At 28.7% G+C, this 14,418-nt stretch carries 14 protein-coding genes and 2 pseudogenes; 14 read left to right on the forward strand and 2 right to left on the reverse strand.

Annotated elements, in window-relative coordinates:
* Window positions 1-282 precede the first annotated feature (282 nt).
* The 7 genes and pseudogenes from FAY47_RS03885 to FAY47_RS03910 all read left to right on the forward strand — a co-directional run.
* The gene (locus FAY47_RS03885) at window positions 283-699 is read left to right on the forward strand and encodes an AsnC family transcriptional regulator (RefSeq protein ID WP_243129539.1); all 417 of its coding nucleotides are present in this window, start codon (window positions 283-285) and stop codon (window positions 697-699) included.
* A 295-nt stretch (window positions 700-994) separates the two neighbouring features.
* Complete coding sequence (locus tag FAY47_RS20600) at window positions 995-1,795, forward strand: ribonuclease domain-containing protein (RefSeq protein ID WP_207706215.1); 801 nt, start codon at window positions 995-997, stop codon at window positions 1,793-1,795.
* A gap of 54 nt (window positions 1,796-1,849) precedes the next feature.
* Window positions 1,850-2,428 carry a barstar family protein gene (locus FAY47_RS03895; protein WP_143315115.1) on the forward strand — a complete coding sequence of 193 codons (579 nt, stop codon included), beginning with the start codon at window positions 1,850-1,852 and terminating at the stop codon, window positions 2,426-2,428.
* 214 nt (window positions 2,429-2,642) lie between these two features.
* A complete protein-coding gene (locus tag FAY47_RS20605; protein ID WP_207706216.1) occupies window positions 2,643-2,780 on the forward strand; it encodes a hypothetical protein in 138 nt (45 codons plus the stop codon).
* Window positions 2,781-3,339: 559 nt separating this feature from the next.
* Window positions 3,340-3,783 (forward strand): Lrp/AsnC family transcriptional regulator, encoded by a 444-nt coding sequence (locus FAY47_RS03900; protein ID WP_143315116.1) that lies wholly within the window; start codon window positions 3,340-3,342, stop codon window positions 3,781-3,783.
* Window positions 3,784-3,948: 165 nt separating this feature from the next.
* Window positions 3,949-4,665: a DsbA family oxidoreductase gene (locus FAY47_RS03905; RefSeq protein WP_143315117.1), complete on the forward strand. Its 717-nt coding sequence runs from the start codon at window positions 3,949-3,951 to the stop codon at window positions 4,663-4,665.
* Between the two features lie 21 nt (window positions 4,666-4,686).
* Window positions 4,687-4,917, forward strand: a pseudogene (locus FAY47_RS03910) (YnfA family protein); the annotation flags it as partial.
* A gap of 141 nt (window positions 4,918-5,058) precedes the next feature.
* On the opposite strand, the gene FAY47_RS03915 reads toward FAY47_RS03910, so the two are convergent.
* Both FAY47_RS03915 and FAY47_RS03920 read right to left on the reverse strand, forming a co-directional pair.
* Window positions 5,059-5,565 carry a hypothetical protein gene (locus FAY47_RS03915; protein ID WP_143315118.1) on the reverse strand — a complete coding sequence of 169 codons (507 nt, stop codon included), beginning with the start codon at window positions 5,563-5,565 and terminating at the stop codon, window positions 5,059-5,061.
* 209 nt (window positions 5,566-5,774) lie between these two features.
* Window positions 5,775-6,725 (reverse strand): hypothetical protein, encoded by a 951-nt coding sequence (locus FAY47_RS03920; RefSeq protein WP_143315119.1) that lies wholly within the window; start codon window positions 6,723-6,725, stop codon window positions 5,775-5,777.
* A 283-nt stretch (window positions 6,726-7,008) separates the two neighbouring features.
* Here FAY47_RS03920 and FAY47_RS03925 point away from each other — a divergent pair, with 283 nt between their 5' ends.
* The 7 genes and pseudogenes from FAY47_RS03925 (at window position 7,009) to FAY47_RS03955 (ending at window position 14,405) form a co-directional block, all read left to right on the forward strand.
* Window positions 7,009-8,517, forward strand: a complete 1,509-nt coding sequence (locus tag FAY47_RS03925) for a glycoside hydrolase family 43 protein (protein WP_143315120.1) — start codon at window positions 7,009-7,011, stop codon at window positions 8,515-8,517.
* Between the two features lie 95 nt (window positions 8,518-8,612).
* Window positions 8,613-10,001, forward strand: coding sequence for a L,D-transpeptidase family protein (locus tag FAY47_RS03930; RefSeq protein WP_143315121.1), 1,389 nt, complete (start codon window positions 8,613-8,615; stop codon window positions 9,999-10,001).
* Window positions 10,002-10,375: 374 nt separating this feature from the next.
* On the forward strand, window positions 10,376-11,380 hold the full coding sequence (locus FAY47_RS03935) for an isocitrate/isopropylmalate family dehydrogenase (RefSeq protein ID WP_143315122.1): 1,005 nt from the start codon (window positions 10,376-10,378) through the stop codon (window positions 11,378-11,380).
* 125 nt (window positions 11,381-11,505) lie between these two features.
* Window positions 11,506-11,715, forward strand: a pseudogene (locus FAY47_RS03940) (MerR family transcriptional regulator); the annotation flags it as partial.
* A 171-nt stretch (window positions 11,716-11,886) separates the two neighbouring features.
* Entirely contained in the window at window positions 11,887-12,867 is a 981-nt protein-coding gene (gene cbiM, locus FAY47_RS03945) for a cobalt transporter CbiM (protein ID WP_143315123.1), read from the forward strand.
* Complete coding sequence (locus tag FAY47_RS03950; RefSeq protein ID WP_143315124.1) at window positions 12,868-13,668, forward strand: energy-coupling factor transporter transmembrane component T; 801 nt, start codon at window positions 12,868-12,870, stop codon at window positions 13,666-13,668.
* A gap of 11 nt (window positions 13,669-13,679) precedes the next feature.
* Complete coding sequence (locus tag FAY47_RS03955; RefSeq protein WP_143315125.1) at window positions 13,680-14,405, forward strand: ABC transporter ATP-binding protein; 726 nt, start codon at window positions 13,680-13,682, stop codon at window positions 14,403-14,405.
* Window positions 14,406-14,418: the final 13 nt, after the last annotated feature.

Below are 14,418 nucleotides of genomic sequence, written 5' to 3' on the forward strand. Positions count from 1 at the left end.
GAAATAAATTTTTTAATAACTTCATAGAGAAATATTTTAATAAGGATTGTGTCATAGGTTCATGTTTGTCATCCAAACTTTGAATTTGATTTTCTATAAATAATACTCAATCAATTAGTTGAAATTAAAAAGCTACTTAATGGTGAAAAAATAGAACAGTTGAAGTTTACCAATTTGGGAGGGGTAAAGTATGGGAGTAGAAGCATATAGATTTGCCGTAAATATAGAAAAAAAGAAAGTAAGCAAGCTATAAAAGAAAAATTATTAGAGCTAGGTGGCATATTGGTAAGTGAAGACAATATTTGTGGAAGAATAAATATAGATTTTTCTTATGAAGAAGGGATAATTGAGGTATTAATGGAGAATCCATATGAAATACATAAAGGAGTATATGGGGAAGAAAACATAAGTAATATTAAAAATCAGTTAAGAGTATATATGAGAATAGCAAAGCCAAATTCAGAAAAAGTAATTGATAAGTTAATGGTGCTATTATCTAGCATTAACTCTTGTTTTGGGATTAAAGGGATACTAGACTTAATTACAGGGAAAAAAATAGATATATATAATTATGCTGAATTTAAAGATGATTTTATAAAGGCAAAAAGAGAATTTGAAGCATTCTATTCTGGAATACCATATCCAATAAAATGTCATGAAGTATTTCCTAAATATAGAGAAATAACGGGAGACAAGTAAAGTATTGATGCATAAATGATATATTAAGTTTATATGAGTAATATATCAACTGTATGCTTTAATTTAGAATAAGTTAATACAAAAATATGTTTCTTATGTCATTTAGTAAAATAAATTAAACTCCAAAGAAATTTCACTACATAATATTAATAATGGAGTGAAAAGGTGTAATGAATCAGCGAAATTAAGTAAGCTGGTTCATTACTTTTTTGTACTTAAAAGCCTGTGAATAAGAGTGGCATTTTAGTCCAAAATTGAAAGATTATAAGGAAAAAGTAAGTATCGCAGATTAACATTGAAAACATCAATTGATAGCAGATATAATAAGTATTGTAGAAATAACGGATTGGGAAATTTAGCTATTAGTGGAAGTAATTTTGAAAAAGAAAAAAGCTATTTTGATAAATCTCTTGATCAGGTTGTACTAGGGAATTATACAGATGATGTAACAGTACTAGGGACTGGTGCTCAAGTTGGACTTGGTTTAGCTGGTCTTGACTTACCAGCAGACATAAGAGATATCAGTGCAGATTTTGTTAATTGGGAATGGTCATGGGGACATGCAGGACAAACGTTTCTAGATGCGATGGCATTTTTCCCAGTTATAGGGTCTTTGAAATATACTGATGAAGTTGGAACATTAGTAAAGCATAGTGACGAATTTGAAGATATTGTAGAGGGAGTGGGAAACTCCAAAATACTTGATGAGGCACATAATGTAGTTAATTATGCAAAACTTAAAGAAGAATATAAAGTAACGGAATATGGAAATGATTTAGTAGATTCATTAAAGTCTACTGGAAAATTACCAAATGATTATATACCGAAAGAAGATGCTATAAATTTGGGTTGGAAACCTAATAAAGCATTAAATAATTATGCACCTGATAAGAAAATTGGTGGTGATATATTTAGAAATGATGATGGAGTTTTGCCTAATAAACAAGGAAGAACTTGGTATGAAGCAGATGTGGGAATGGATTACACTAAAGGAAGAAGCAAAAATCCTGGATATCGAATAGTTTATTCAAATGATGGGTTAATATATGGAACTTATAATCATTATGAAACAGTATTTAAGGTTGGAGAATATTAATAGAAATAAGAAAAATAATTTATTCAGAGAGTAAGGACATATAAAGGAGGAACTATGAAAGTAATAGAAGTTATAGGTTTATATACAAAAGATTATTTATCAAATAGAGAATTTGAAGAATGGGTATATGGTAATGATGATGAATTAAATAGACTATTTTCTGATACTATATATTATGAAATGATTTCTACTAATTATAGTGCTAATAGAGAGGTTGCTAGTCTCAAAAATAAACTACAAGAGTATTTATTATGCAATAATTATGATGAGTTTAATAAAATTAATGATGGCTATATTGAAAAAATTATTGATTATATGGAAACTGATGATAATATAATAAATATATTAAAACAAAAATATGGACAGAAAGACAAGGTGGAGATAAATTGTAGAAATATAAATTCCTTACCCGAGTTACACAAAGTCTTAAAAGAAAAATTAGAGTTTTCACAATATTATGTAATGAATTGGTATGCGTTAAGAGAATTTTTGGAAGAAACTCTTTTGCCTAAAATACTTATATTTAATGGATGGAGTCATTTAAATGATATTATGCCCAATGAGACTGAAAAGTTGAAAGAAATATTAGTAGAATGTGTTTCGAATGAGTGTAAAGTAATATATAAAGATTAAATTAAAAGTTCTAGATTAATAAGAAATATTGATTCTATTTAAAGTATCGATACTTCTTATTTTTTAATTGATTTTATATAGTTAAATATATTAAAAAATAGATGTAACGATTATTTGAAAAAGGAGAAATTTTAGATAAAAAGGAGTATGTGCTATCTATTTTTTATGGTAGTGCTAGCTGAGTTACTGATTAGTCGTATTAATATTTGGTAAGATGGCAATTATCGCAAGAGGAAAGCCTTGTGGAAGTACAACTTTTATATTTAGTCTTAATTATTTACAGAGTAGGGTAGGTATTAATGAAAATAAGCAAAAAAAGAAAGAAAATAATATGGTAAGTATAAAAGGGTAAGTGTTCCATATTATAGATAATAATTTTTTTCCTTGGAGAAGATGATGAAGTAGCAAACTTAGAAGTTAGTGATATGGAAGTCTATTGGAGTATATGTGGGCAAATGATAAAAAGTGCTAAAAACTTGGAAGACGGAGCTAAAATAGATGAAATAAAAATTTCTGATTGATAGAGTAACTGCAAAGTTGTGATTAAACTTACTTAATAACTTATATAAATAAATCTACTATTAAAAATTATTTCAATTTTTATACTATGTTATAAGAAAGTAAAATATAATAATATGCATAATTATTAATAATGCATTGAAAAGGTGTAATGAACTAGCATATCATAAGTAAGCTGGTTCATTATTTTTTATAGTGAATAAATAGTGTTAGACGTTAAAAGCATTAGATATTATCTAAAAAAATCTCCTTATATTAGAACATTTAACAAAATGTAAGAAAATAACAAAAATATATTGACATAAATAGTAAAAATATGTATACTTCATAACATATTAAAACAATATGAATGGTACGGAATGGTGTCGAAATTTAAAATTGGTGGTGTTATTGTGGACAAGGTAGACTTGAAAATTATAAAACTTTTACAAGAAAATGCACGGTATCCTCTAAAAAAACTTTCAGAAGAAGTTTTTCTAACTGCAGCAGCAATATCAGCAAGGATAGAAAAGCTTGAGAAAGCTGGAGTAATTACAGGATATCATGCTTCAATAAACGAATTAGAATTAGGATATAATATAGTAGCTTTTATTAATTTAACTATGACTCCAGAGTTAAAAGCAGAATTTTGTGAGTTTATCCAAGCATGTCCAAATGTTATTGAATGTAACTGTGTTTCAGGAAATTACTCTATGGTTATTAAGGTAGCTTATCAAAGAACGGTTGAACTAGATGTTTTAATAAGTCATCTTCAGAAATATGGAAATACTGAAACTCAAATAGTATTTTCAACACCTGTTAAGTTTAGAGGAATATCAATAATGGATTTTCAGTAAATTAGAATGGTCGGTGTTTTTTTGTGTAATGCAATTTAGTAAAAATGAATACTAGAAATTTCTTCTATTGCTAAAGGCGCTAAAAATGATATATACTGATAATACAAATCACTTGAAAAAAGTTTGCAAGTTGATTTAATAAACAAATCTTTAGGAGGAATGAAAATGAAAATAGAAGTATGGTCCGATTTTGTATGTCCATTTTGCTATATAGGAAAAAGAAGATTAGAAATAGCTTTAAATAAATTTAAACACAAGGATGAAGTTGAAGTGATTTTTAAGAGCTTTGAACTTGATCCAGGAGCTAAAAAGAAATACGATGAAAATATTCATGAGCTTATAGCTAAAAAATATGGAATACCATTAGAACAAGCTAAAGGATCAAATGCTAAGCTAGTAGAACAAGCAAAAGAAGTTGGTCTTAATTTTAACTTTGATGATTTGATTCCAACAAATACTTTTGATGCTCATAGATTATCACATTATGCAAAAACTGAAGGTAAGATGAATGAGTTAGCAGAAAGATTATTAAAGGCATATTTTGTAGATTCCTTAAATCTTTCTGATCACAAAGTATTAGCTGTCCTTGCAGGAGAGGTAGGCCTTAATGAAGAAGAAGCTTTAAAGGTTTTAGAATCAGAGGAGTATGGCACTAATGTAAGAAATGATGAAAAGACTGCCTCAAAACTTAATATAACAGGTGTTCCTTTCTTCGTTTTTAACAATAAATATGCAGTATCTGGAGCACAACCACCTGAATTATTTTTAGAAGTTCTTGAGAAAGTAAAAGCAGAAGAATCTTCTGTGCAGGAAGTAGATATTTTATCAGATGATAGAAATTCAAACTCTGGAATTTGTTCTGATGGTAAATGTGAAATTTAAAGATAAATAACGAGGAGAAAATATGGAATTATAGGAGGAATAATCTTAATTCTGTATGGAGTAATTCCAACATTACAACCTTCGAATTCTAACTTTGGAAAGGTATATGCTGCTTATGGGGGAGTATTTATTGTCTTATCTATACTGTGGGGATGGAAAGTTGATAATGTAATACCTAATAAATTTGATATACTTGGAGGATTAATAGTTTTAGTTGGGGTTCTTGTAATTATGTATGCACCTAGAAGTTAATAAAGCTCTGTAGAAGTCACAATAAAAATAAGTGTATTAAATATCAGTAATTCTGACATATAGATCATGGAATAAAAGTAATGTCTAACTTTAATATAAAGTAAAGCACCAACTTCTAAAAAGTTGATGCTTTTTTAATTTCTAATGACCACCTTTAAAAATATCTCCACCTGGAGTCATATCATTCATCATTCCCATATTACTTGAAGCTAAGGATAATCCTACGAAAATTATTATGGCAACAATAATAACACCAATTAAAACAGTAAATCTTTCTTTCTTTTCTAAATTGAAGTTGTTTTTAATGGCAAAACTTATAAAAGAAATAACTATCCCAAGAGGAATTAGATAAGAAACATATTTAGGACTTTCTTTAAAATGTGATATTCCTCCACTAATCATACCTATACCTATAGCCAAGGTTAACGAAAATATAACAAGTTTTATACTTTCCGTAGGAGACATGTGATTTTGGTTTATTACAACTTCATTAAAAACTGATCCTATAATAAAAAGGCTAAGACCAATAAACAATATAATAGAGTATCTCATCATGTTAAAAGGCATTAACACTATACCGCTAGATGTCATTCCTATTCCTAAGAAATAAATAACATAAACTAAATATTTGTAAATTAAATTTTTCATGTTTTTTTCTCCTGTCATAATCTAAATCAAGTTATTATTAGTATTTTAAAATAAATTTATGTAGAAATTGTGTAGAAAATATATTTTTCTTTAGGTGGGAGATAGTTTATGATTAGTGTTTAAGTAAAGAGCTATATTAGAAAAACAAAAAGTAGACATAGAAAGGCATGTCTACTTTTTGCTTAAATTAAGTTTTAAATTACTTTAAATTATGCAAGAGAATTTAAAGCAGTAGTGAATTTTAAATTGCTAGAACCTTTCATAGAATCTATAACCGCATTCCATTTTTCACTAAGATACTTAACTTCTCTAACTCGAGCATCTCCATCATATTCTCCTTTAGCCAGAAACTTGTTGTATACTGAGGATAGCTGGTCTTTGATTTTATCATCATTTGTCAAATCAATATTTCTATAAAGTTCATCATAGTATCTTTTAGTTGTATGAAAATCATCAGTTCCATTTTTAAGTTCATCCAAGGATTGTTTTGCTTTTTCTCTCCAACCAGCTTGAATAAGTGCGGGATCTGTTGAATTCATAATAGCTGTCTCAAATGTTTCTAAGATTTTTGTATATTTATCAGTTTCATTATTAACGTATTTATCTGATATAGAATTAAATTCCTCACGATATTTTTCAGGTACAAGCTTCTCTGATATATATTTAAGTTCCATTTGGGTTTGACTTATGTGCATACCAAAGGTATTACTATCTTGCTGCTGACCTTGTAGGGACTCTGTTGAGGTAATTATTGCATTTGCAAGGGTTTCTTTCTGCTTGTCACTTAATTCACTCATATTATTTATGCAATTTTCAAAGTCATAATAGGCAAGTGGTTCGCCATTTTTATTTTTAACTATAACTTTTAATTCAGGAGTTCTATTTTCAATTTCATCAAAATCTATCTTTACATTCCTTAGTTTTTTCTTAGCTTCTTCGATGTTTTTCTTTTCTTCATCTGATAGATGTACAGAAGCTTGTCCCTCTTTTGTGCTTAAATCAATGGCTTTTAAAGTATTTAATTTTGGACGACCATTTTGTAAATCATGAACAAAATTAGGATTTCCTTTAGCTATTTTAGCATTTATGCTTTTTATACTTTCACCTTTAACATGTTTGTAAATATCTGTGTAATAATATGATGGAATGTTTATTGACATATCTTTTATCTCCTTAAATTTAATTATTTTTCCTCATAGTTATATACTCGTATCCTTTTAAAGAAAATTAATGCTTAATTAGTATAAAATGTATATATCGGGAGGAACAAACGATTTAGTTGTAAATAAATTAAGTTAAATTATTTAAAATGTAGGTATTTAATAGCATAAAATATGGGTATTTTAGAATTGAGCTTTATGCTATAAGTATTGTAACAACTTAATTTAAAAGAAATCTTACTTATAAACAATTAAATTTATTTATATAATGGGAGGATAGAAAATGAAATATAATAACCCTGTAATTAAAGGATTTTACCCTGACCCTAGCGTATGCAAAGTGGGGGATAAGTATTATCTTGTGTGCAGTACAATGCAATATTTTCCGGGCGTTCCAATATTCCAAAGTGAGGACCTTATTAATTGGCAGCAAATTGGACATTGTCTTACAAGAAAAAGCCAGATAGAATTAAATAAAGTAAAAAGTTCTGGAGGAGTTTTTGCTCCAACAATAAGGTATTTTAATGGAGTTTTTTATATGACTACTACCAATAGCTCTACTGGGCAGAACTTTTATGTAGTGACAGAAGATATTTACGGGGAATGGTCTGAGCCTATCTATGTAGATCAAGGAGGAATAGATCCTTCTTTATACTTTGAAGATGACAAAACATATTTTATGAGCAATGGGAAAGATGATAATGGGATCTGTGGCATAGTTCAGTGTGAAATTGATGTTAAGACAGGTAAAAAGCTAACATCAAGTCGTACAATTTGGCAAGGTTCAGGTGGTCGTTTTCTTGAAGGTCCCCATATGTATAAAATAGGAGAAAAATATTATCTTATGGCAGCTGAAGGAGGAACCGAGTTTGGTCATATGGTAACTTATGCACGTGGAGAATCTCCTTATGGTGATTTTGAAGCATATCCTTATAATCCTGTTCTCACAAACCGTAATTTAGGTGCTTATGAAATACAAGCAGTGGGTCATGGAGATCTTGTTCAAGATAATAGTGGAAACTGGTGGATACTTCATCTTGGTTTCCGTCAAATAGATGAATGGATTCCATATCATCACTTGGGACGAGAAGTTTTTCTTACACCAGTTACCTTTGGAGAGGATGATTGGTTTACAGCAGGAGATAAAGGTACAACAATCAAAACTTTTGATACAAATCGAATAAATGATAGGGTTATCCAAAGAGAGAAAAAATGCTATACCTTTAAAAATACAGAATGGGATAAGGATTGGTGCTATTTACGTCTGCCTCATTTTGAAAATTATTTACTTGAAGAGAATATGTTAAAGCTGAAAGGAACTGAAATAACCCTTGATGAAGTGGATTCACCAACATTCATAGGGCTACGTCAAAAAGATTTCAATGCAATTATTTCTTGTGATGTAAGTATATCAGAAGGTGAAGCAGGTATTACATTATATATGGATGAAAATCATCATTACGATTTAGCGATACGAAAAAAGAAGAATGGATATGAGGTTATTGAAGGGCTAAATATTGGTGATATTAAATCTATAGAAAAAGTTGTGGATTTAAAAGATATAAATACAGCTTCACTTGTTATTTCTGCAAACAATACTTATTATAACTTCTTTATTGAAAAGGAAGGTAAACAAATTTATCTTGGCAAGGCACAAACTAAATATCTCTCTTCTGAGGTTGCTGGAGGATTTACAGGTGTTATTATTGGTTTATATGCCTATGATAAAAACTGTACCAATTATGGGGAGTTTACAAACTTCAAGTGCCAGTATAGTGAAAATGGTGAATAATTAACATACTAGGTATTAATATAAAAATACAATCATAATATAAATTAATTATTATGTTTATAATAGAAAGTATTTTTGATGAAGGATATCAATATATGAAAAGTATAAAAGCAGTTTTAAAAAGTAAGCCTATAGGAAAGATAATTATCATAGTAGCTTCCATTATGTTATCATACTTACTCATATCATTATTGTTTACAACTCATTATTTTTTTAATACAACAATAAATGGAGTAAATGTATCTTTAAAATCACTAGATGATACAAACAATATAATTAAAACTTATATAAAAGATTATAAGTTAAAATTGATAGAAAGGGATGGAGAAACAGAAGAAATATTAGGACAAGATATAGGAATGCAGTATAATGAGAAAAATAATATTTCAGAAATTCATAAAAAACAAAATCAATTTAAGTGGATAAGTTCTTTTTTTAGTAACCAAGAATATTATTTAGATGATTTATTTCTTTATAATAAAGAAGCTTTAGAAAATAGAATAAGTAAATTAAATTGTCTAAACAAAGAAGTTATAGAACCTAAAAATGTGAGCTTTGAATATTCAAATGGTTCCTACGAAGAAGTTAAAGAAGTATATGGAAATAAGATATATAAAGATAAGTTAAATGAAGCTATAACCTTAAGTATATCAAAAGGAAACATAACCTTAGATTTAGATGAAAATCTCTGTTATGACAATCCAAAATACACTTTAAGTTCAAGAAAAACTATGACAACTAAGAATTTACTTAATAAATGTATATCAGCAAAAATAACTTATTTATTTGGAGACAAGAGAGAGATTCTAGATAGTGATACAATAAATAAGTGGCTCAGTGTTGATGAAAATTTAGATGTAGTTATAAACGAAAAACTAATTAAGGAATATGTTGAAGCTTTAGGCAAAAAATATGACACAGTTGGTATTTCGAGAAAAATAAAAGCATCAACTGGTAAAATCATAGAGGTTAACGGTGGCTTTTATGGATGGAAAATTAATTGTGCTGCTGAGAAAAAATCACTATTAGAAAGTATAAAACAGGGCGAATCTCTTGAAAAGGAACCTATATATTCACAAAAGGGTGTATGTAGAGAAGAAAATGATATTGGAAGTTCTTATGTAGAAATTAATATAACAAGACAACATTTGTGGTTTTATAAAAATGGGAAACTTATAACTCAAGGTGAAGTGGTAACAGGTGATCCAAGTAAAGGAAATTCCACAAAGCTTGGGGTGTATATGGTTAACTACAAAGAAAAAGACTCAACCTTAAGAGGTGATAATTATGAGTCAAAGGTAACTTATTGGATGCCTTTTAACGGAAATATAGGAATACATGATGCAAGCTGGAGATATTCCTTTGGAGGGAATATATATAAAGGAAATGGAACTCATGGCTGTGTAAATGCACCATTATATTTAGCTAAAACAATTTTTAATAATATAGAAGAAGGTACGCCTATTATTTGTTATGAAGAATAGAGACGTAGTAGTATTAACTAGTAAAAAAGCTAAATGACTAACAATAAGCATAGTCATTCAGCTTTTCTTTTTTAGTTACTAAACTGATTTTACTTGATTATTACCTTTATCTTGATTATTTCTTCCCTTCATTTTATCAACATTGCTCTTGTCATTCTTGTTTCTATTATATTGAGAGCTACCCATTAACATCACCACCTTCATTTTTTATTATTCACGGAAAAAGTTTGCTTTATTCATATATAGAAATAAGTTCGCCCCTCAAACAGTGGTGATAATAAGTAATGGCAGAAAATATTTAATAAAGATGGAAAAAGAAAAATAATATATGATATAATCACTATGAGTATTAAATTACAAAAGGGGGCATTACAATGTATAGGATAACACTTGTACCAGGAGATGGCATCGGGCCTGAGGTTGCAAATGCAACAAAAAGGCTAATAGATGCTACAGGAGTTAAGATTACTTGGGACATACAAGATGCAGGAGAAAATATGATTAAGGAGCATGGAACTCCATTACCTGAATCTGTAAAAGAATCTATAAAAAATAACAAAATCGCTTTAAAAGGACCAATCACAACACCAGTTGGGACAGGGTTTAGAAGTGTTAATGTTGCACTTAGAAAAGAGTTCGATTTATATGCTAATGTTAGACCTGCTAAAACATATAAAGGTATACCATCAAGATATGAAAATGTGGATATTATTATAGTAAGAGAGAATACTGAAGATCTATATGCAGGTGTAGAACATATGATTGGGGAAGATGCAGCTGAAAGTATTAAGATATTTACTAGAAAAGGCTGTGAAAGAATTATACGATATGCTTTTGAGTTTGCAAGAAAAGAAGGAAGAAAAAAAGTAACTGCTGTACATAAAGCTAATATAATGAAATGTACTGATGGTATGTTTTTAAATATTGCTAGGGAGATTTCAAAGGAGTACCTAGACATAGAATTTGAAGACATGATAGTAGATGCAATGTGTATGAACTTAGTTCAAAATCCAGAAAAATACGATGTTTTAGTATTACCTAATCTTTATGGTGATATAGTATCTGATTTATGTGCTGGTCTTGTTGGTGGCTTAGGAGTTGCACCTGGTGCAAATCTTGGAAAAGATATAGCAATATTTGAAGCTGTACATGGAAGTGCTCCAACTATTGCTGGGAAAAACTTAGCAAACCCAACAGCTATGATGCTTTCTGGAGTTCAAATGCTAAGATACTTAGGAGAAACAGAGGCTGCTAATAAAATTGAGAAAGCTATTTCAAAAGTTCTTGGAGAAGGTAAGTATGTTACAAGTGATTTAGGCGGACAATTAGGAACAACTGAATTCACTGATAAAATTATAGAAACACTTTCAGAAGTTTAGTAGTGATTAAATAAATATAAGAATATAAAAGAAGGAGAAACCTAGATTGTGGTTGCTCCTTCTTATTTTTATTTAAAGAATTTTGTAGATACAAAAAACACTTGACTTAGAGTTAACTCTAACATATTGAAGCATTAATTGAATATGTTGCACTCTTTCAAGAGGGTGATGAAACTATCGAGGCAAGAAAGAATATATTAAAGGAACAACGTAAGCATCTGAAAGAAAAAATGGAAAATATGAAGGCAACATTAGAACGACTAGATTATAAAATAGAAAGATATGAAAAAGGCATAGTTACGAAAATAAATGAAGTAAAAAGAATAGATGATTAGTATTTTCTACATAATAGATATAAAAATATAAAATTAAGACCTCTTTACACTTATTTTAAATTAAAAAGTGTAAAGAGGTTTTTTAGTTTAATAAGATTTGACTTAGAGTTAAAAAAACATTAATAAGGTAACAATCTAATTAATATAATTGATTCTAAGGAGGATTTGTTTATGCATATACCTGATAATTATTTAAGCCCATCAACTTGTGCTGTTTTTGGAGCAATTATGATACCTATATGGAGAAAAGTAAGTTTAAAAATAAAAGCTGAAATAACAAGAGAGAAAATGCCTCTCCTTGGGGTAGCAGCAGCTTTTTCATTTTTAATAATGATGTTTAATATCCCTCTTCCAGGAGGAACTACAGGACATGCTATTGGAGGTGCTCTTGTTGCTATTATGCTTGGACCTTATGTTGCTGTTATAACAGTTACTATAGCTCTTGTAATTCAGGCATTATTTTTTGGAGATGGAGGGATTTTATCGCTAGGAGTAAATTGTTTTAATATGGCTTTTATAATGCCATTTACAGCGTTTTATTTATTTAAACTAACAAAAAAAATCTTTAAAACACAAAATGGAGAATATATTGGAGCATTTCTTGGAGGATATATTTCTGTAAATATGGCAGCGTTACTTGCAGCTATTGAATTTGGTATCCAACCAATTTTATTTAAAGATTCTTTAGGCTTGCCATTATATAGTCCATATAGTTTGGCTATTTCTATTCCAGCTATGATGATACCTCATTTATTATTAGTTGGAATTTTAGAAGGGATAATTACTGTAGGTGCCTATAGTTATATAAAAAAAGTATCCCCAGATATAATATACAAAGGAAAAACAAGCAAAATAAAACCTTTATACATTATAATATCAATTCTTATTATAGCTACTCCATTAGGTCTTTTAGCAAGCGGAACAGCTTGGGGAGAATGGGGAACAGAAGAAATACAGAATATTATAGGCTTTATACCAAAGGGGATGGAAGAAGGACTACAATTTAATTCTCCAATTCCAGATTATAACTTTGGATTTTTTAATGAATATTTGGGATATATTTTATCAGCCTTATTAGGAGTATTATTCATATTGATCATTTTTATGGTTATGGGCAAAGTAAATTTCAAGAGAAATAAAAAAGGTGATTAAATGATTCCAAAATGGCTTTCAGAAAAGGATAATTATATCCCAAGGAAGGAAAAAAACTCATACATTGAAAAAAGCATTTTCTCCTTAATTAAGACAATTTCTATAATCAGACAAAGTAAAGATCAAGACAAACTAATTTATTCAATAAATCCAACATTGAAGGTCATAAGTATTATAGTAATTATACTTTGTGTATCTCTTTCAAGAAGTTTTCAATATACATTGGTAGTAGATATATATGTGTTGATTAACCTTTTTCTCATGGAAAAGAAATCAAGAAAGGGGATAATGGCTAAAAGTCTAATATTTCCTTTACTAACTTTAATAGCATTACTTCCATCTATGTTTTATGGGAATATACTTAATAGTTTGGTAATTTTTCAAAAGCTACTTATAACTATATTACTTATAAATTTGTTATCCCATAATACTAAATGGAGTGAGATTAGTAAGTCATTAAAACTATTGTTTATACCAGATACATTTATATTGATTATAGATATAACCATAAAATATATAGTTCTTTTAGGAGAATATTCTATTAATCTTTTATATGCATTAAAACTTAGGTCAATTGGCATAACTTTAAATAAATATAATTCTCTCACAGGAATAATGGGAAATTTATTTATTAAGTCTTATAAAATGAGTGAAGAGATGTACCATGCTATGGAATGTAGAGGGTTTATAGGAGAATATTCTACAAAGGTAAATTTAAAATTCAAGAAAATAGACTATGCATATTTGCTCATAAATATAATTTTGTTTAGTCTATTTTTATGTACAGTAGTAAAAAGTTAAGGGGAATTTTCATGATAAAAATAGAGAATGTTTCATTTGCATATAAAAATAAAATAGCTCTTGATAATGTAAATATTAATATAAATGAAGGTGAATCTATAGCCATTATTGGACCAAATGGAAGTGGGAAGTCCACTTTTTTAAAATTATTAAACGGCATTATTTTTTCAAACAAAGGTAAGTATATATTTGATGATACTGAAATAAATGAAGAAACATTAAAGGATACCAAATACTTAAAGTTATTTCATAAAAGGCTGGGATTTGTATTTCAGAATTCAGACACTCAGTTATTTTGTTCTACTGTATTTGAAGAAGTATCATTTGGACTTTTGCAAATGGAACTTTCTGAGGATGAGGTGGATAAAAGAGTAGGTGATTGTTTAAGTCTTCTTAACATAGAAAAGCTTAAGGATGAACATCCATATAATTTAAGTGCAGGAGAAAAGAAAAGAGTTGCACTTGCTAGTGTTTTAGCCATGAATCCAGAAGTGATAATTTTGGACGAGCCAATGAATGGAATAGATCCAAAAGGAAAAAGATTTTTAAATGAGTTATTAGCGGCTCTGAATAAAAGCGGTAAAACCATAATTTGTGCAACTCATGATTTTGAATATGTAGAAGGCATTTTTAATAGAGCTATTGCATTTTCAGAAGATCATAAAATAGCAAGAGACGATAAATACGAAAATATTATAAATGACAAAGATTTTCTAAGAAGCTATAACATTATATAAAAGAGTTGACTTA

Origin of the sequence: Clostridium sp. HBUAS56017 (assembly GCF_007115085.1) — a bacterium.
Classification (GTDB): domain Bacteria; phylum Bacillota; class Clostridia; order Clostridiales; family Clostridiaceae; genus Clostridium; species Clostridium cibarium.